This is a genomic window from Marilutibacter maris (assembly GCF_006546735.2).
Taxonomy (GTDB): Bacteria; Pseudomonadota; Gammaproteobacteria; order Xanthomonadales; family Xanthomonadaceae; genus Marilutibacter; species Marilutibacter maris.
Genome location: NZ_VICD02000080.1, coordinates 1 through 16,960, shown reverse-complemented (window position 1 = coordinate 16,960; position 16,960 = coordinate 1). Strand labels below are relative to the sequence as shown.

Genomic DNA, 16,960 nt, shown 5'->3' with positions numbered 1-16,960 from the left:
TCGGCACCCCGCGCGCGGTGATCGAACCCCAGCGCGACGTCGCGGTCTGGACCTGGGACATCGCCAGCGAAGCCTTCGGCAACAGCGCCCCCAACGCCGACCCCGACGGCGACAGCACCGCCTTCGTGCTGGATATGCGCTTCCCCGGTCAGCGTTACGATGCCGCGAGCGGGTTGAACTACAACTACTTCCGGGACTATGAGGCGGGGGTGGGGCGGTACTCGCAGTCGGATCCGATTGGGTTGGCGGGTGGGGTTAGCACCTATGTATATGTTCAAAGTAGCCCGCTCATGAGTGCAGACCGCCTTGGTTTGAGAGGGGAGGGGGCGGCGATAGGTTGCGCTGTTGGCGGAGGTGTGGGATCCACAGTGGGAGCCAGCGCAGGAGGTTTAGCTGGAGGTTCGGCTGGGCTCACTTGCGGTCCAGGAGCTGTAGCGTGTTCACCAGCGGCTGCCGCAGCCGCAGGTACAGCTGGCTGGGCGTTCGGGGGTGCTGTTGGTTGCGCTGTCGGCGGATATGTTGGAAATGCCATACAGAATCTATGGAGTTCCTCGAAAAGGAAGCCGAGCAGAGAGCAAAAGCCTGAAGATTGTCCAGCAGGCACCAAACCAATTGACCAAGTGCCTGGATTAAGCAGCGAGGACATTCACAGAATTAAGGACGGAGTATCCGCCGGCCCTAGAGACTGGGTGGGTATAAGCCCGGATGGAAATGTTTGGATAAATGAGGGAGGGGAAGCTAGTGATCAAGGTCATTTTGGAGACTATCTCCCGTGAATGAATTACTTCGCTATCAACTATCGCTTCGAATTAGCCATCCAAGCATCGCTGCAGACATGATCGGTCAAGAGTTGGGGCTGGTGCCCCTGCATGCGTACACCGCCGGGGATGAGAAGCGGACGCCCAAGGGCACAGCGATACGTGGCAAGCCGAGAAAGATGACGTTCTGGGTATCCAAGATTGCCGATACGGATGCCAGTACGTCACTGGAGGATGCGTTGTTGACACTGACGAGAAAGCTCGCGACCCGACAAGCGTTTCTGGCGGAGCTGGTCGCGAGCGGGGGACGTGTCGAGTACTTTGTCGGCTTGTTTGTCGATAGATGTGCCGGGGTCGAGATCTCATCGGCACTGATGGTGCAGCTAGTGAAGCTAGGGATCGACCTATCCTTCGACGTCTATGGAGTGGATGATCTGGCAGGCGTTGGCGTGAAAGATGGCGGCGTCGATCGAGGGTGACCGGACCACGGTGGACTCGCCGGAACCTGGCGCTATCGAGATAGCTGGGGTGATCAAAGCGCTGCGATCCTTGGTTTCCAACGTTTTCGTGTGCCAGGGCCGTCCGATCGGCAGTGACTGTGGGTGGTGATCGCGGGCACTCCAACCACCGCGATACCGACTCCGGCGCCGCTCGTTGGCTGTGGTCGGCTACGAGCACCCATAAGCTCTACTTACCATGTGCGTTGGTGGCGAGTGCTGATCCGACGAAGGCAGCCTGTGTTGGCTTGCAGGCCAAATAGGACCGGGTAGATTTTCCGGGAAAAGGGTCAGGTTCATTTATTGACCGGGCATGAGGATTTACTTGCAGTGCCGCCAATCGGTTGAGCGCGGTCAAGCAGGGTGGTGCGGTGACGATGCACTACGGCTACAACGGCCGCGGCGAGCGCGTGCGTCCGCACCAGGATTGCGGCACTACTCGCAGCGTTCACGTGGATCTTGGACAGGAGGGTGGTGAGATGCCTTTAGTTGAATCAATGCTGGTGTCGGCACTGATGATCGCTTGCCCATCGGCAATTCGAGATAACCAAGGTGTGTCGAAGATAGAGGGCTGGAATGTTCGGGTCGCTGGAGGAGACAGAAAACTCGACTATATGGAGGTGTTTATTGGTCATCCTTCAAGGCGCAGGGCGTTGAGGCCAATTGAAGAGAATGGCTCTTTTGTATGGAGTTTGGGTGAAGATGATGTTTGGGTGGAGTGTCGATATAGAAACTCTGCTGTCATACTCTTCCGGAGCGTGGGTAAGGTCGAGTCTTGTGTGTTTACTAGGGCGGATCCGGGGCGCAGGATCGCCGCCAAAGGAGAATGCAATAGTTAGGCTTGTCGGCCTTTGTGGCATGCACCTGAGTCCTTGATACGGATGTGAACGTCATCATGAAAATGCTGAAGTTGATGATGCTATGCATATTGATTTCAGCGTGCGCCGAGCCTGGCGAGGGTCGCGCCTATGACAGCGCTAAGGAACAGGCCGAGACCATCGTGGCGGCGATTGAATCGTTTCAAGTCAGGCACAACGCCTATCCAAGAGCATTGGAGGATCTTGTTCCAGACTATCTCAGTGCTACGTTTCTAAAGGATCATGCTCCTGGGAGCTCTGTAAGTTTTCATTACGATTCTAATGGTTCAGACGAGTACAAGTTTGAGTTTAGTTATTCGGGGCCAGGTCGAAATTCATGTTTTCGAGATCAGACTTACAAGCAGAAACGGTGGGAATGCAAAGGGCATTATTGAGATGCTAATCATTAAATCAATTTAACTTGCCAGAAATAAACATCACTGCCCAAATTCAATGAGTGCGTCCGCAGTGCCAACCGCCTGAGCGCGGTCAAGCAGGGCGGCGCGGTGACGATGAACTATGGCTACAACTGGGTCGGCGACTACGACGCCAGCGGCGCACCGAAGCAGCAGGCGATCTGGCTCGACGACCTGCCGGTAGGCCTGCTCAACGGAGCAGCGTCAACCGCCAACCGCCTGCACTACATCGAACCCGACCACCGCGGCACCCCGCGCGCGGTGATCGAACCCCAGCGCGACGTCGCGGTCTGGGCCTGGGACATCGCCAGCGAAGCCTTCGACAACAGCGCCCCCAACCCCGACCCCGACGGCGACAGCACCGCCTTCACACTCGACATGCGCTTCCCGGGCCAGCGCTACGACGCCGTGAGTGGGCTCAACTACAACTACTTCCGGGATTATGAGGCGGGGACGGGCAGATACAGCACGCCCGATCCCATCGGCTTGCTTGGCGGCGTGAGTTTGTATGGTTACGTTGGCGGAAATCCGTTAACACGGGTCGATCAGTTTGGTCTTGCGACCGCGGTAATTTTCGGAGGGCCTGTCGGCGATAACCCTTTTGGTCACGTCGCGATTGCGGTTTCTGGCTCTGATGTTTACAGCTTCGGTACTGCTACGCCGTTTGGCTCAAGCATCTCTTCATATCTGCTGGATCAAGCGGAAAGGCGCGATTCAACTGTATTTATTATCAATACTACGCCGGAAGAGGAGGCCAAAATTATGGATTACCTGCGGTCGAGAGTGGGCGATCCACTCCCTGCTGTGCCTGGTCCAGACAGCGATGACACATGTGCGACGCGAACCAACGAGGCATCAAGAGTTGCTGGGATGCATGATCCATCAAACCCATACTCTACTTTTTTGTCGATTGCTTTCGGGGTAACGAGCCCGCTTCCTGAGAGTTCAGCCTACACGGCAGCTTTCTATTCGAATTTAACGGGTGGCACTACAGGCAGTACAGTCAGCGTCCCCAGAGGTTCAACGTCAATTCCTGCAGCGCTCAATCAGTTTAATGGAAAGCCGTGATGAAGCGCATCGTCCAAGTTGCTTGCCTGATCCTATTTTTTTTCTTGCTTACTGGTTGCGAGGACACTGGAAAGAAGCACGAATGGTCGATTCTGCAGGCTTATGAGTATCAGAATCGAGATTTAGATCTCTCGTCAGGCACTATCGTCAAAATCCATGAAGACTACTGTCTTCTGGGGGTTGTCTCGTCGAGCAACAGACCGCAACGGATTTGGGTTTTAATGAATCCGAAATTTGAGCCATTTCTAAAGCGAGTACCAGACGAACCAGTTGCGATCACTCGAGCCGAATACGATGGTCTTCCTAAAAGATGCCGATCCAACAAGCGCGTAGAGTCGGTAATTGTGCGTTGATATCCGGAAAGACAAGGACACCCACTTTTGATGTTCGACGACAAGTCCGCGCCCAACCCGGGCTTGTTCGCTCAACTTCCGCTCTTGTCGACGTCCCCCCACCTTTGAGTAGCGGGAAAAGGGTCAGGTTCATTTTCTGATCGCCACTTGCGGGCGTGAGTGCGAAGTGCTCGCCTGCACATTCGGAGGCAGGAGGCGGTGTCGACTTTCGCAGATGAAGGTGGTCGACTTCGGCGGGGTTCATGCCATTGCCTTGGGGCGGATCACCGAAGCAACAGGCGATCTGGCTCGACGACCTGCCGGTGGGCCTGCTCAACGCCATCGCGACAGCCGCCAACCGTCTGCTCTGCATTGAATATGATCGCTGCCTTTCCAAAGGCTGGCGTCGTGACTGCCGATCAACCAGTAGGAGAAGCATCAAACATGAGCCGTCCGACCTGGGGAGACACCGTAAGGATAAAGAGAGACGCGCCGTCGGAGATGCGCGCCGGAAGCTTGGCGGCCGTCTGCGGCATCAGGGTGGTGGAAACCACCGAGCAGGCCAAAAGGTTCGACAGCATGATCGGATCGACCTTGTATCTCATCGAGCTAGGCGATGGCAGTGCGATCGAAGTCCCAGAAGCCTTCGTGGAGGTTGTCAATGAAGTCGGGACAGTCCTTGAGCCGTAGCTCTTTTCGCCAACCACTCACTCCAACAACAGATCCAGCTGCCGCTTGGGGTTGGCCAGGAACGCCTTCGTGACCTGGTAGTGCTCGGTCTGCTCGTAGTCGATCCGGTCCAGGCCGCCGTCGCCGATCTGGTAGATGCAGGCGTCGGGGTAGGCCATCAGGATCGGCGAGTGGGTCGCGATCACGAACTGGGAGTTCGTTTGCACCAGCTGGTGCAGGCGCGCGAGCATTGCCAGTTGCCGCTGCGGCGACAGCGCCGCCTCCGGTTCGTCGAGCAGGTACAGGCCGTTGCCGCCGAAGCGGTGCACCATCAGCGCGAAGAACGATTCGCCGTGCGATTGCTGGTGCAGCGAGACGCCGCCGTAGGAGTTGATGACCGGTGTGCCTAGGGGCGGGCCCTGGTCCAGCCGTTCGATCTCGGTGGCGACATTGAAGAAACTCTCCGCGCGCAGGAAGAAGCCGTCGCGGGCGCGGCGCACGCCCTTGACCAGGGTCAGGTACTCGTTGAGCTCCGAGTGCGAGGCGCGGGTATTGAAGTTGAAGTTGCGGGTGCCGCCCTCGGGGTTGAAGCCCCAGGCCACCGCCATCGCTTCGAGCAGGGTCGATTTGCCGCTGCCGTTCTCGCCGATGATGAAGGTGACCTTCGGGTGCAGCTCCAGCGTGTGCAGGTGGCGCACCACCGGCAGCGAGAACGGGTAGCGCTCGAACGAGTCGACCTTGTCGCGCTTGAGCCGGAGTTCCAACAGGTAGTGTTCGGCGTCGATGGCACGCATCGCGGCTATTCGGGCCTCCGCCCGCTCAGACCCCGCCGAAGCTGCTCGGCAGCAGCGGACCGCCCAGCCACAGCCAGCGCGCCATCCAGGCGCTGGCGAAGGCCAGCATCATCGTCAGCGGCAGGCCGATGCGGATGAAGTCGCTGAAGCGGTACTGGCCGGGGCCGAGGATCAGCAGGTTGCCGTGGTGGCCGATCGGGACCAGGAACGAGGCCACCGCGCCCAGCGCGGTGCAGACCACGAACGGGGTCGGCGGCAGCCCCAGCGACTGCGCCAGCGATATCGCGATCGGGCCCAGCAGCACCGTGGTGGCGGCGTCGGACAGGATCTGGGTCAGCAGGCCGGCGGCGGTGAACACCACCAGCAGCACCGCCAGCGGCGACCAGTCCGAGACCACGTGCAGCAGGCCGCGCGCCATCAGCGAGGCGGTGCCGGTCTGCTCCATCGCGATGCCGAGCGGGATCACGCCGGCGATCATCACGAAGATGCGCACGTCGATCTCGCGGTAGGCCTGTTCGATGTCGACGCAGCGGGTCGCGACCATCGCCACCGCGCCGAGCAGGAACGCCAGCGGCACCGGCAGCCACTCGGTCGCCGCGGCCAGCACGGTCGCCGCCATCACCATCAGCGCCAGCGGCGCGCGGACCCGGCGCTTGGCCTCGCCGGCAAACGGCACCAGCATCAGGAAGCCGTGGTGCGAGGCCAGCTCGGCGAAGCGCGCCGGCTTGCCCCACAGCACCAGCAGGTCGCCCTCGCGCAGGCGTGCGTCGGCGATCCGCGGGGCGATGCTGCCGTCGCGCCGCCACAGCCCGGCGATCACCGCGTGGAAGCGCCGCGAGAAGTCCAGCTCGCGCACCGAGTGGCCGATGAACTCCGAGCCCGGCGCGACCACCGCCTGCACCAGCTGGGCCTCGCCGTCGCCGGTGACCGTATCGCCGAAGCGGGCGACGGCGTTGAGGTCCAGGCCCGGGTCGTCGTGCAGCGAGGCCAGCGCGTCGGCCGAGGCCTCGACCAGCAGCACGTCGCCGCTGATCAGCGGGCTGGTCGGGCCCAGGTCCTTGCGCAGCTTGCCGTCGCGCATCCAGCCGACCAGGCGGAAGCGGTCGCCCAGCGCCTTCTGCAGGTCGGCCAGCGGCCGCGTGCTCCAGCGCGAGCCCTCGATCACCAGCAGCTCGGTGCGGTAGCGGTCCAGCCGCATGTACTCGTCGTCGCCGGTGTCGCCGCCGCGCTTGGGCAGCAGCCAGTGGGTCAGCAGCATGTAGACCATGCCGATCAGCACCAGGGCGATGCCGATCGGGGTGATCGAGAAGATCCCCAGGCCCTCGGCGCCGGTGCGCTGGATCAGGTTGTTGGCCAGCAGGAAGGCCGGCGCGCTGACCAGGGTCAGGGTGGTGCCCAGCGAGGCGGCGAACGACATCGGCATCAGCAGGCGCGAGGCCGACAGCCCGCGCGCGCGCGCGAAGCGGGTCAGGATCGGCAGCATCATCGCCGTCACCATCACGTGGTGAGTGAACGACGATAGCGCCGCCACCACGGGCATCACCACCGCGATCGCCCGGCTTTCGGTGCGCCCGCTGACCCGGCCGATCCACTGGCCGATGCGCTCGGTGATGCCGGTCGCGGCCAGGCCGCCGGAGATCACGAACACCGCCGCGACGATGATGGCCGGCTCGCTGGCGAAGCCCGACAGCGCCTGCCGGGAGTCCAGCACCCCGGTCACCACCAGCGCCAGCAGGGTCAGCATCGCGGTGACGTCGACCCGCAGGCGCTCGCTGACGAACAGGTACAGCGCGCCGGCCAGGATCAGCAGGAACGTGACCTGCTGCCAGGAGACCTGGGACATGACGAGCTGGATGAAGCCGGGCGAAGGAACGTCCATGGGCGCCATTGTGCGGCAAAAGCCACGACCCGCATTCACATGGCCCGAACGAACCGGTCCGGCCCTGCCATCGAGCCTGCACCGGCCCATCACGGCGGCCCGGTACACTGCGGCCCCGACGTATAGCGACCTGCCGTATCGATGTCTGCCCTCCTCTCGCGCCTGCCGGGTGACGACGCGCTCCGCCTGGTGATGGCGGCCTCGGCGACCGGCATGGCCCTGGCCGACCTGGACGGACGCCTGCAGGAGGTCAATCCGGCGTTCTGCCGGATGCTGGGCTACGACGCGCAGTGGCTGATCGGGCGTCCCTACCTGGAAATCGTCCATCCGGACGAGGCCGAGGCCTGCATCGCCTTCGTCCAGCAGCTGCTGCGGCAGCCCGACGACATGCTCGACGAGCAACGCCGCTACGTCTGCGGCGACGGTTCGGTCCTGCAGGCGCATATCAATGTCGCGGTGCTGCGCGATCGCGACGGCCAGCCGCTGTGCCTGCTGGCGCAGATCCGCGACATCGGCGACGAGCTGGCGCGCGAGGCCCGCCTGCGCGCGCGCGCCGAGCACCGCGGCGCAGAACTGGAAGTCTCGCACCGCCAGCTGCAGCTGTTCGCCGACGCGGTCACCCACGACCTGCGCGCGCCGCTGCGGGCGATCGAGAGTTTCTCCGAGCGCCTGGCGCGGAACCTCGAAGGCCAGCTCGACGACGTCTCCCGCGACCACCTGGAGCGGATCCGCCTGGCGGCGACCCGGATGTCCGGCCTGCTGGCCGCGCTGGGACGGTTGTCGCAGGCGACCCGCGCCGAGCTGCGCGTGCGCCCGGTCGACCTGAGCCTGCTGGCCGACTGGGCCTATGCCGAGCGCCAGGACGCCGACCCGGCGCGGATCGTGCAGATGCGGATCCAGCCCGGACTGGAGCTGGAGGGCGACGAGCGGCTGCTGAAGATGCTGCTCGACGAGGTCATCGACAACGCCTGGAAGTTCACCCGCGAGCGCGGCCAGGCGCTGATCGAGGTAGAGGGCGAGGTCGTTGCCGGCACCCCGGCGGACGACGGGCGGCTGCGATTGCGTATCCGTGACAACGGCAGCGGCTTCGACATGCGCTATGCGCACAAACTGTACGAACCGTTCCAGCGCCTGCACGGTCCCGACCAGGGCGGCGGCCACGGCCTGGGCCTGGCGATCGCCCAGCGCATCGCCGAACGCCACGGCGGCCGCATCGACGCCCGCTCCACCCCGGAGGTCGGCAGCATCGTCACCATCGAGCTGCCGCTGCGACCGTCCCGCGCATCGATGGCATCATCGGGGACCGCGCCCGTCGCGGAGGAGCCCGCTCATGGAGAAACGCATTGATGGAGAAAGTGATCCTGCTGGTCGAGGACAATCCTGACGACGCCGAGCTCGCGCGCATCGCGTTCGACGAAGCCAAGGTCGCGAACCGGCTGGTGGTGGCCAAGGACGGCGTGGAGGCGCTCGACTACCTGTTCGCACGCGGCGCCCACGCCGACCGCGACCCGCACAACCTGCCCTCGATCGTCCTGCTCGACCTCAACCTGCCCAAGGTCGACGGCCGCGAGGTGCTGCAGGCGATCCGCGAGAACGAGATCACCCGCGCGCTGCCGGTGGTGGTGCTGACCACCAGCGCCGAACCGCTCGACGTCGACACCAGCTACGCGCTGGGGGTGAACAGCTACATCCAGAAGCCGGTCGACTTCGAACAGTTCGTCTGGGCGGTCAAGCAGGTCGGCCTGTACTGGCTGGTGCTGAACCAGCCGCAGCACGGCGGCTGATAATCTCGCCTGTAGGCAGGAGCCCCAGCGCGGAGAGCGGCTATCGCGGGTCCCCGCGTTCGCGCTCGTCAAAAAGCCCAGCCTTTGTTGCCGCATCAACGAGCTTCTGGCCTTGGTCATCGCTAGGCCAACCCACTACTTTGTCGATGAGAATTCCGTCCTTCATGAAATAGAAGGTCGGGGTGGACCATGAATCCAGATACGGCCACTCGTTTCGCGAATGTGCGAGAACATGGGCGGAGTCGGGGTGGGACTTGTTCCAGCCCTGCAACACGTCGAAGTTGATGTTTCTGTCTACGGGAGCGACCCATAAGGCGTTGCGTGCAAACACCGCGTCGAGAACTGGGGCGCCCTTGATGAACTCCATCGCATTTCTGGAGAAATGGCACAACGGATGTGAGATTACAATGATCTTGGCCCCGTGATCCACGTCGATGGAAGTCCTTGTCAGCCTTCTGCCTGAGGGCGAAACCAGGTAGACGGTTGGCGTGCCGTCTGCTGCACTCAATCCATCCGTCATGTCAGGGAGAGGCTCAGGAGGGTCGAACTCGTAGGCGTTCGCGAGTTCCCGCGCCTCATCGAATCTGCGCAGGCTCAAGAGAGCGCCATATACGTCCATGACGTCATGATCGGTTGCTTCGCCGCGTTTCCAAAGCTCATTTAGGACGAGTTTGAATCGGCGGACGTCCTTGGCGCGCGCTTCATAGAAAGTCACGACATTTGTTGCGCGAAACAGGAGCCTGAGCTCCATGGATTCCAAGCCAGAAACTCCCTGATCGAAGAGGCCGCCGAACAGATGCTCATATTTTTGAGCAATGACCTTTCCCCGCGTGGCCGTCGGGGTCCCGGCGGAGGCCTGTTCGGTGGCCGAGAATTCGTCGAATGCCTCGGGAACGCCTTTGAGGCCTGTGGCGCCACCCAAGGCCGGAGGTGATGCGATGAAAGACGCGACAATAACCAGTGCAAGAATAATGGATGCGTTGCTTCTCATGAGCGCAAGTGTCCAAAACGGGAGCGATCCACTTGCAGCAAGTGGATCGCTCTTGAGTTGCGGCATGCGGAGGATCCGTCAGCAGTTTCTGGTGCAGATCTTATTGATGCTCATTGCGCAGGTGCCGGGATTCTCGCACTCGTATCCATCATAGTCACAAGGTTGTGACGGGCATAGCGGGCCATCAAAGGACTCAGTCGGCATTAAGAGCTCAGAATCCATACGGCTATCGATTCGAACACCTCGCAGCATACTGGTCGTATGCTGAACTCCGAAAAGGCTAAGCAATCTATATGCTTCAGAAGCTGAAAGCTCTGCCTCCAAGTCGTCCTTTCGGAATCCAGTTATGCCTTTTCGATGTGCCTCTCCTGCCAAGCATCAGAAGCGTCAAGACAACATCACGTCTCTTGTGAAATAACAGTGAGCATTGCGATGAGGACTTGTTCTTCTTCGTGTCTCGTTAAAACTGCCTGCCTGGCGGCTGCAGAAAAATATGGGGGCTTGTCTTGCGTTCGTGCCCCGCCTTGCGCGGTTCAGCCGCTGGCGCCCTGACCGCCGCCGAACAGCGCCTGCGCGCGCTGGAACAGCACCCAACTGGTGGCGATGAACTTGTCCCCGCCCTGCGGACGATTGCCGCGGTGGGTGTGGGTGAACGCCGCCGGCGCGATCAACAGGCTGCCGGCCTTCGGCGCGATCTTGCGCTGCTGGTAGAGGAACTCGGTCTCGCCCTCGTCGAAGCCGTCGTTGAGGTAGATCGTCCACAGCAGGTGGCGGTGCAGGGTCTCGCCGCCGGCGTCGCGCGGAAACAGTTCGCAATGCCAGTACGGGTAGCCGCCGCGGCCGCCGGTGTAGCGCTGCAGATTGATCGAGCCCGGTCGCAGCACGGTCTGCACGACCCCGGCCAGGGCCGCGTCGTCCATCGCCTGCAGGCGGTCGGCGGTCAGCCGGTGGCGGCCGCCGTCGTCGCCGGCGACCTCCAGCATCAGCGGCGCGATCAGGGTGTACGGATAACGCCGCAGGTAGGCCATCAGGCCCTTGAACACCGCGGTGTTGAGCAGGCCCTCGACGTCGCGCCACTCCTGCTTGCCGGTCAGGGTGATGTCGCGGCTGTCCTTGAGATCGGGCCGGTGGCCGCCGCCGACCAGGCCCGGACCGTCGGCACCGCTGCGGGTGAAGCGCTCCACCACCGCGGCGCATTGCTCGCGGCTGAGCGCGTCGGGATAGACCTCGATGAAGTCGGTGATGGCGGTAGAAGCGTCGGCCATGAGCGTGCGGCAGCGGAGCGTGCGCGATCGGACGATCGGGACCGGCATCCTCGCACGGGCGGACCGCCCCGCGTCAAATGAAGGTGATCCCCCAAACATCCGTAGGAGCGGCGTGGCCGCGATCCCCGGGCGACGCCCGGGAGTCCCCAAAGTTGGCTTCGCAAACCCTGGGCCCCGCCGTTGCGCTTCCACACCCCCATTCGTGCCTACGGCACGAATCGCCCCCTGACTCAGGGGGGAACGATATCCGGCTGCGCCCGGATATCTCCCAAAATTTGCTGCGCAAACCCTGGGCCCCGCCGTTGCGCCTCCACACCCCCATTCGCGCTGCGCGCGAATCGCCCCCTGACTCAGGGGGGAACGATATCCGGCTGCGCGCGGATATCTCCCAAAGTGTGCTTCGCAAACCTTGGGCCCCGCCGTTGCGCTTCCACACCCCCATTCGCGCTGCGCGCGAATCGCCCCCTGACTCAGGGGGCTGGGGCCGTGCTGCATCGCTTTTCGTAGGAGCGGCGTAAGCCGCGATGGGGCTTTCGTGGGGTGCCCGGGCGATCAGGTTCAGCCGTCGCCTTGCTCCTGGCTGTCGTGTTCGTGGTGGTAGCGCACCGCCGCTTCGACCTCGGCCCGGGAGCCGAGGAACACCGGCACGCGCTGGTGCAGGCCGGTCGGCCGCACCTCCAGCATGCGCTGGCGGCCGGTGCTGGCGGCACCGCCGGCCTGTTCGACCAGCAGGCTCATCGGGTTGGCTTCGTACATCAGCCGCAACTTGCCGCCCTTGGCCGCGCACTTGCTGTCCAGTGGATAGCTGAAGATGCCGCCGCGGGTCAGGATTCGGTGCACGTCGGCGACCATGCTGGCGACCCAGCGCATGTTGAAGTCCTTGCCGCGCGGCCCTTCCCTGCCCTGCAGCAGGTCGCCGACATAGGCCTGCATCGGCGCTTCCCAGAAGCGCTGGTTCGACATGTTGACCGCGAACTCCCTGGTCTCCTCCGGGATCGTCATCCCGCGCTGGGTCAGCACGAAGCTGCCGATCTCGCGGTCGAGGGTGAAGGCGTGGGTGCCGTGGCCGATGGTCAGCACCAGCATCGTGCTCGGCCCGTAGGTGCAGTAGCCGGCGGCGACCTGCGCGGTGCCCGGCTGCAGGAAGTGCTCGTCGCCCGGCGTGGTGACGCCGTCGGGGCAGCGCAGCACCGAGAAGATCGTGCCGACCGAGATGTTGACGTCGATGTTGGAGCTGCCGTCCAGCGGATCGAACAGCAACAGGTAGTTGCCGCGCGGCTGGGCATCGGAGATCGGGACCGAGTGGTCCATTTCCTCCGAGGCCAGGCCGGCCAGGTGGCCGCCCCAGGCATTGGCCTCCATCAGGATCTCGTTGCTGAGCACGTCGAGCTTCTTCTGCGCCTCGCCCTGCACGTTGATGCTGGCCTCGCCGTCGCTGCCGGCGTCGCCGAGCACGCCGCCCAGCGCGCCCTTGCCGACCGCGATCGAGATGCTCTTGCAGGCGCGGGCGACGACCTCGATCAGCAGCCGCAGGTCGGCGTTGATGCGGCCGGCGCGCTGCTCCTCGAGCAGATGGCGGGTCAACGAGACGGGGGACGGGGACGCCTGGGGCGAGAGGCTGGACATGGACGGTACCGCGGCGGAAGGGGCCGCCATTGTCGCCGATGACGGCGCCGGACTCTAAGGCCGGCGGCCCGCGTTCGTGCGGCGACTCAGGGCGTACCGGGCGCGGTCCGCGCGGAGACGGGGCCGCCGGCGCGACCGGGGGCCTGCCACCAGGCCGGTCCCGCCTGCGGCTGCCGGATCGCCAGCGCCTGGCCGAACATCGGTGTCGCCAGATCGACCCGGTGCTCGCCGGCCAGCGCCGAGATCCGCTCCAGCGGATCGGTCCAGCCGTGCAGGGCGAGGTCGAAGGTGCCGTTGTGGATCGGCAGCAGCCAGCGTCCGCGCAGGTCGAGGTGGGCCTGCAGGGTCTGCTCCGGATGCATGTGCACGCCGCTCCAGGAAGCGTCGTAGGCGCCGCATTCGAGCAGGGTGATGTCGAACGGCCCGTAGCGCTCGCCGATCGTGGCGAAGCCGTCGAAGTAACCGCTGTCGCCGCTGAAGAACAGGCGCAGCCCCTCGCTCTCGGACACGATCACCCACGATGCCCACAGGGTCGGATTCTCGGTGAACGGGCGGCGTCCGGAGAAGTGCTGGGCCGGGGTCGCCGCCAGTCGCAGGCCGCCGAGGCGGACCTCGTCCCACCAGTCCAGCTGGACGACCTTGTCGGCGTCGACGCCCCATTCGATCAGCAGGTCGCCGACCCCGAGCGGGGTCACGAAGCGCTCGGTGCGCCCGGCCAGGGCCAGGACCGCGGCGCGGTCGAGGTGGTCGTAGTGGTCGTGCGAAAGGATCACCCCGCGCAGCGGCGGCAGCTCGGCGATGCCGATCGGCGGCGGGTGGAAGCGCCTGGGGCCGGCCCACTGCACCGGCGAGGCGCGCTCGGAGAACACCGGATCGGTCAGCCAGAAGCCGCCGTCGAGCTTCAACAGCACGGTCGAGTGGCCGAACCGGAACAGCGAGCCGTCGGCGGCCGCCAGCAGACGCGCGCGGCTCAACGGCAGCACCGGCGGCGGCTGCGAGGGGGCCGCATCGGCGGGCTTGTCGAACATGAAGCGGCGGATCGTCGCCAGCGTCTCGCGCCAGCCCTGCGGCTGGGCCGGCGCCACCGGATTGCGGAACGCGCCGTCGCGGTACTGCGGCGACTGCGGATAGGGGAGGGTGCTGCAGGCACTCAGGCTCATAGGGGTCATCAGGATCGTCACGATGAAGGTCGGCGCCAGCAGCCAGCGCCGGCGTGGGCGACGGCGCCACCGCGGCACGGAGGCGGCGTCCACGCGCTCAGTCCGGCGCCAGCGCCAGCACGTAGTGCTCGCCGTCGACCCGGATCGCATGGCGCGGCGGGCCCGGGCGGGCCGCCTCGCACCACCACGGCGCCGCCCGCCACTGCAGGTTCACGCAGTCCAGCTGCCGCGCCATCGCCCGGGCCTGCGCGAACAGCGCATCGGCGACCTGGTCCGGCCGCCAGGGCGCGCGCACGTACAACGCGTCGAGCTGGAACACGTAGCCGCGCTCGAGTATCGAGAAGCCGACGGTGGCGGCGATGTAGCCGATCGCCTCGCCGTCGTGCCGGGCCAGCCAGGCCCAGGCCCGCAGCGGCGGCTCGAACAGCGCCTCCAGCAGTTCCAGGGTGGAGTCGCGCGCGCTGCCGAACGGCAGCCGCTGGGCGGCGACGCGGCGATGGTGTTCCGCGCTCAGCCGCAGCAGGGCCGCGCTGTCGTCGCGGGTGACCGGGTCGACCCGGATGTCGGCCAGCGCCAGCGGTTCGGCGGCGCTCATGGTCGCGCTCCGGTGGCGCGGGCGGACGGCGGCGGGGGTAGGATCGGTACGCTCGCGACGGGACGAAGCGGCAGGGACATCGTGGCGACTCCACGGCGTTGGGGGCACGGTCAGGGTGCGGAACGGGTTTTAAGAACTCTTTAATCGCGCTGCGACACAGTGCGCACGATGCGAACAGGTGCCGAGAACGTGGAAACCAACCTGCTGCTGGTGGAAGACGACGCGATGCTGGCCGAGGCGCTGCGCGCCGGCCTGGCCCAGCAGGGGTTCGAGGTCGACTGGGTGGTCGATGCCGCCCAGGCCAGGACCGTGCTGGTCGACCACGGCTATCACGCGGTGCTGCTGGACCTGGGCCTGCCCGGCGGCTCCGGGCTGGGCGTGCTGCAGGCGATGCGTGGCCGCTACGACACCACTCCGGTGCTGATCGTGACCGCGCGCGACCAGCTGAGCGACCGCATCAGCGGGCTCGACGCCGGCGCCGACGACTACATCGTCAAACCGTTCCAGCCCGACGAGCTGTACGCGCGGCTGCGCGCGGTGGTCCGTCGCAGCCAGGGGCGGGTGTCGCCGGTGCTCAGCTGCGATGGGGTGACCCTCGATCCGGCGCGGCGCGAGGTCACCCGCGACGGCGAGGCGGTCGCGGTCAGCATGCACGAGTTCCGCACCCTGATGCTGCTGATGGAACGCGCCGGCCGGGTGGTCAGCCGCGAGCAGCTGGAGGAGGCGGTATACGGCAGCTCCGGAACGATCGAGAGCAATACCATCGCGGTCTACGTGCACCAGCTGCGGCGCAAGCTCGGCGAATCGCTGATCGCCACCGTGCACGGCTACGGCTACCGCATCGGCGGCGGAGCATGAAGACCCGTTCGCTGCGCTGGCGGCTGACCTTCGTCGCGGTCAAATGCGTGCTGGTCGCCTGGCTGATCTGGCTGGGCTGCCTGACCTGGCAGCTGACCCGCTCGCACTCGGGTTTCTGGGACGCCTCGCTGCGCGAGATCGCCGCGCAGATCCTCGGTTCGATGCCGGACGGGCTGGAGCGGCTGCCGTCGCGCCCCCACGACGCCGATGCCGCCGCCCGCCCTCCGGTCGACCACAAGATGAGCTTCCAGGTCTGGTTGCACGGTCGCAACGTGGTCTATTCGGCCGCGGCGCCGTTCGAGCCGTTGAAGCCGGACTTCATCGACGGCTTCGCCCGGCGCCGGATCGACGGCGAGACCTGGCATGTCTACAGCCTGCACGACCCGGCGCGCGGCCTGATCGTCCAGGTCGGCCGCTCCAAGCAGATGATCGCCACCGAGCTGTGGGGCCTGATGATGCAGACCCTGGCGGCGGCGACGTTGATCTTCGCGTTGTTCGTATTGATGGTGTGGATCGTGCTCGGGCGCTCGCTGCGGCCGATCACCGCTCTGCGCAACACCCTGCAATCGCGGCCACCGCTGGACCTGACCCCACTGCAGGCGCCGGACCTGCCGCGCGAGTTCCATCCGCTGGTGGCCGCCTTCAACGAACAGCTGACCCGGGTCGACCAGGCGGTCCAGAACGAGCGTCGCTTCATCGCCGATGCCGCCCACGAGCTGCGCACACCGCTGGCCGTGCTCAGCGCGCATGCCGACGTCGCCCGCCGGGCCGGCAGCGAGGCGGAACGCGACCTGGCCCTGCGCCGGCTCAGCGCCGGGGTCCAGCGCAGCACCCGGTTGTCGGAGCAGCTGCTCGACCTGGCCCGGCTCGACGCCGCCACCGGCGCCAACGCGCTGGCGCCGGTCGAGCTGGCCGGCCTGGTGGTGATCGTGGTCCGCGATTTCGAAGCGCTCGCCCGCGAACGCGGCCAGCGGATCAGCCTGCGCACCGAGCCGGGCACGATCCGCGGCGACATCGACCAGCTCGGCATCCTGCTGCGCAACCTGGTCGACAACGCGGTCCGCCATGCCGGCGATGGCGGCCAGATCGCGGTCGCCTGCCGGGGCGAGGTGCGCGACGGGGTTTCCGGGTTGGCGCTGTGCGTGGCCGACGACGGTCCCGGGGTGCCGGACCCGGACGAGCGCGAACGCATCTTCGACCGCTTCTACCGGGTCCAGAGCGGCGCCGGCAACGGCGGCAGCGGGATTGGGCTGTCGCTGGTCGCACGGATCGCGCGCACCCACGGCGCGACGATCGCCGTCGGCGACGGCCTCGACGGTCGCGGCCTGTCGGTGACGGTGTTCTTCCCGGGCGACTGAGCGCGCGCCGCCGCCGGCTCAGGCCGCCTTGCGCGCGCCGCTGGCGAGGCGGC

General features: G+C 65.3%; 17 protein-coding genes and 1 pseudogene. 11 read left to right on the top strand and 7 right to left on the bottom strand.

Annotation, left to right across the window (positions count from 1 at the left end):
- From FKV24_RS05800 to FKV24_RS05770, 7 genes and pseudogenes are all read left to right on the top strand, one after another.
- On the top strand, positions 1 to 776 hold a 776-nt coding region (locus tag FKV24_RS05800; protein ID WP_141481700.1), incomplete at its 5' end, for an RHS repeat-associated core domain-containing protein.
- A complete protein-coding gene (locus tag FKV24_RS05795) occupies positions 773 to 1,237 on the top strand; it encodes a DUF4279 domain-containing protein (RefSeq protein WP_141481699.1) in 465 nt (154 codons plus the stop codon). The genes FKV24_RS05800 and FKV24_RS05795, both read left to right, overlap by 4 nt.
- Before the next feature lie 395 nt (positions 1,238 to 1,632).
- Positions 1,633 to 2,094, top strand: coding sequence for an STY0301 family protein (locus FKV24_RS05790; RefSeq protein WP_343200233.1), 462 nt, complete (start codon positions 1,633 to 1,635; stop codon positions 2,092 to 2,094).
- Positions 2,095 to 2,150: 56 nt separating this feature from the next.
- Positions 2,151 to 2,507, top strand: a complete 357-nt coding sequence (locus FKV24_RS05785; protein ID WP_141481697.1) for a hypothetical protein — start codon at positions 2,151 to 2,153, stop codon at positions 2,505 to 2,507.
- A gap of 72 nt (positions 2,508 to 2,579) precedes the next feature.
- Positions 2,580 to 3,596 (top strand): annotated as a pseudogene (locus tag FKV24_RS20205) (RHS repeat-associated core domain-containing protein); the annotation flags it as partial.
- Positions 3,596 to 3,949, top strand: coding sequence for a hypothetical protein (locus tag FKV24_RS05775; RefSeq protein ID WP_141481695.1), 354 nt, complete (start codon positions 3,596 to 3,598; stop codon positions 3,947 to 3,949). The pseudogene FKV24_RS20205 and the gene FKV24_RS05775, both read left to right, overlap by 1 nt.
- Positions 3,950 to 4,372: 423 nt before the next feature.
- Complete coding sequence (locus FKV24_RS05770) at positions 4,373 to 4,618, top strand: hypothetical protein (RefSeq protein WP_141481694.1); 246 nt, start codon at positions 4,373 to 4,375, stop codon at positions 4,616 to 4,618.
- Between the two features lie 17 nt (positions 4,619 to 4,635).
- Here the strand turns inward: FKV24_RS05770 and FKV24_RS05765 are convergent, their stop codons facing one another.
- Together FKV24_RS05765 and FKV24_RS05760 are read right to left on the bottom strand one after the other, a co-directional pair.
- On the bottom strand, positions 4,636 to 5,391 hold the full coding sequence (locus tag FKV24_RS05765; protein WP_141481693.1) for an AAA family ATPase: 756 nt from the start codon (positions 5,389 to 5,391) through the stop codon (positions 4,636 to 4,638).
- A 25-nt stretch (positions 5,392 to 5,416) separates the two neighbouring features.
- A complete protein-coding gene (locus tag FKV24_RS05760) occupies positions 5,417 to 7,270 on the bottom strand; it encodes an SLC13 family permease (RefSeq protein WP_223250207.1) in 1,854 nt (617 codons plus the stop codon).
- A 141-nt stretch (positions 7,271 to 7,411) separates the two neighbouring features.
- Between FKV24_RS05760 and FKV24_RS05755 the strand changes: the two genes are divergently transcribed.
- Both FKV24_RS05755 and FKV24_RS05750 read left to right on the top strand, forming a co-directional pair.
- The gene (locus tag FKV24_RS05755; protein WP_141481692.1) at positions 7,412 to 8,617 is read left to right on the top strand and encodes a sensor histidine kinase; all 1,206 of its coding nucleotides are present in this window, start codon (positions 7,412 to 7,414) and stop codon (positions 8,615 to 8,617) included.
- Positions 8,617 to 9,054, top strand: coding sequence for a response regulator (locus FKV24_RS05750; protein ID WP_111264925.1), 438 nt, complete (start codon positions 8,617 to 8,619; stop codon positions 9,052 to 9,054). The genes FKV24_RS05755 and FKV24_RS05750 overlap by 1 nt, the downstream gene beginning before the upstream one ends.
- A 40-nt stretch (positions 9,055 to 9,094) precedes the next feature.
- On the opposite strand, the gene FKV24_RS05745 is transcribed toward FKV24_RS05750, so the two are convergent.
- The 5 genes from FKV24_RS05745 to FKV24_RS05725 form a co-directional block, all read right to left on the bottom strand.
- Entirely contained in the window at positions 9,095 to 10,111 is a 1,017-nt protein-coding gene (locus FKV24_RS05745; RefSeq protein WP_141481691.1) for a hypothetical protein, read from the bottom strand.
- A 467-nt stretch (positions 10,112 to 10,578) separates the two neighbouring features.
- Positions 10,579 to 11,310 (bottom strand): 2OG-Fe(II) oxygenase, encoded by a 732-nt coding sequence (locus tag FKV24_RS05740; RefSeq protein WP_249040934.1) that lies wholly within the window; start codon positions 11,308 to 11,310, stop codon positions 10,579 to 10,581.
- 558 nt (positions 11,311 to 11,868) lie between these two features.
- Positions 11,869 to 12,936 carry a class 1 fructose-bisphosphatase gene (locus FKV24_RS05735; RefSeq protein WP_111264927.1) on the bottom strand — a complete coding sequence of 356 codons (1,068 nt, stop codon included), beginning with the start codon at positions 12,934 to 12,936 and terminating at the stop codon, positions 11,869 to 11,871.
- 86 nt (positions 12,937 to 13,022) lie between these two features.
- The gene (locus tag FKV24_RS05730) at positions 13,023 to 14,105 is read right to left on the bottom strand and encodes an MBL fold metallo-hydrolase (protein WP_141481701.1); all 1,083 of its coding nucleotides are present in this window, start codon (positions 14,103 to 14,105) and stop codon (positions 13,023 to 13,025) included.
- Positions 14,106 to 14,193: 88 nt separating this feature from the next.
- A complete protein-coding gene (locus tag FKV24_RS05725) occupies positions 14,194 to 14,691 on the bottom strand; it encodes a GNAT family N-acetyltransferase (RefSeq protein WP_141481689.1) in 498 nt (165 codons plus the stop codon).
- Between the two features lie 189 nt (positions 14,692 to 14,880).
- On the opposite strand from FKV24_RS05725, the gene FKV24_RS05720 reads away from it, so the two are divergent.
- The gene (locus FKV24_RS05720) at positions 14,881 to 15,549 is read left to right on the top strand and encodes a response regulator transcription factor (protein WP_223250209.1); all 669 of its coding nucleotides are present in this window, start codon (positions 14,881 to 14,883) and stop codon (positions 15,547 to 15,549) included.
- Positions 15,546 to 16,907, top strand: coding sequence for an ATP-binding protein (locus tag FKV24_RS05715; protein ID WP_111264930.1), 1,362 nt, complete (start codon positions 15,546 to 15,548; stop codon positions 16,905 to 16,907). Before FKV24_RS05720 ends, FKV24_RS05715 begins: the two co-directional genes overlap by 4 nt.
- The last annotated feature ends 53 nt before the right edge of the window (positions 16,908 to 16,960 follow it).

Bases quoted from the DNA above. Each gene is read 5' to 3' on its own strand.
- FKV24_RS05735 (WP_111264927.1), bottom strand. From the start codon at position 12,936: ATGTCCAGCCTCTCGCCCCAGGCGTCCCCGTCCCCCGTCTCGTTGACC.
- FKV24_RS05725 (WP_141481689.1), bottom strand. From the start codon at position 14,691: ATGAGCGCCGCCGAACCGCTGGCGCTGGCCGACATCCGGGTCGACCCG.
- FKV24_RS05770 (WP_141481694.1), top strand. From the start codon at position 4,373: ATGAGCCGTCCGACCTGGGGAGACACCGTAAGGATAAAGAGAGACGCG.
- FKV24_RS05755 (WP_141481692.1), top strand. From the start codon at position 7,412: ATGTCTGCCCTCCTCTCGCGCCTGCCGGGTGACGACGCGCTCCGCCTG.
- FKV24_RS05730 (WP_141481701.1), bottom strand. From the start codon at position 14,105: ATGACCCCTATGAGCCTGAGTGCCTGCAGCACCCTCCCCTATCCGCAG.
- FKV24_RS05715 (WP_111264930.1), top strand. From the start codon at position 15,546: ATGAAGACCCGTTCGCTGCGCTGGCGGCTGACCTTCGTCGCGGTCAAA.
- FKV24_RS05740 (WP_249040934.1), bottom strand. From the start codon at position 11,310: ATGGCCGACGCTTCTACCGCCATCACCGACTTCATCGAGGTCTATCCC.
- FKV24_RS05760 (WP_223250207.1), bottom strand. From the start codon at position 7,270: ATGGACGTTCCTTCGCCCGGCTTCATCCAGCTCGTCATGTCCCAGGTC.
- FKV24_RS05745 (WP_141481691.1), bottom strand. From the start codon at position 10,111: ATGCCGCAACTCAAGAGCGATCCACTTGCTGCAAGTGGATCGCTCCCG.
- FKV24_RS05765 (WP_141481693.1), bottom strand. From the start codon at position 5,391: ATGCGTGCCATCGACGCCGAACACTACCTGTTGGAACTCCGGCTCAAG.
- FKV24_RS05750 (WP_111264925.1), top strand. From the start codon at position 8,617: ATGGAGAAAGTGATCCTGCTGGTCGAGGACAATCCTGACGACGCCGAG.
- FKV24_RS05790 (WP_343200233.1), top strand. From the start codon at position 1,633: ATGCACTACGGCTACAACGGCCGCGGCGAGCGCGTGCGTCCGCACCAG.
- FKV24_RS05785 (WP_141481697.1), top strand. From the start codon at position 2,151: ATGAAAATGCTGAAGTTGATGATGCTATGCATATTGATTTCAGCGTGC.
- FKV24_RS05775 (WP_141481695.1), top strand. From the start codon at position 3,596: ATGAAGCGCATCGTCCAAGTTGCTTGCCTGATCCTATTTTTTTTCTTG.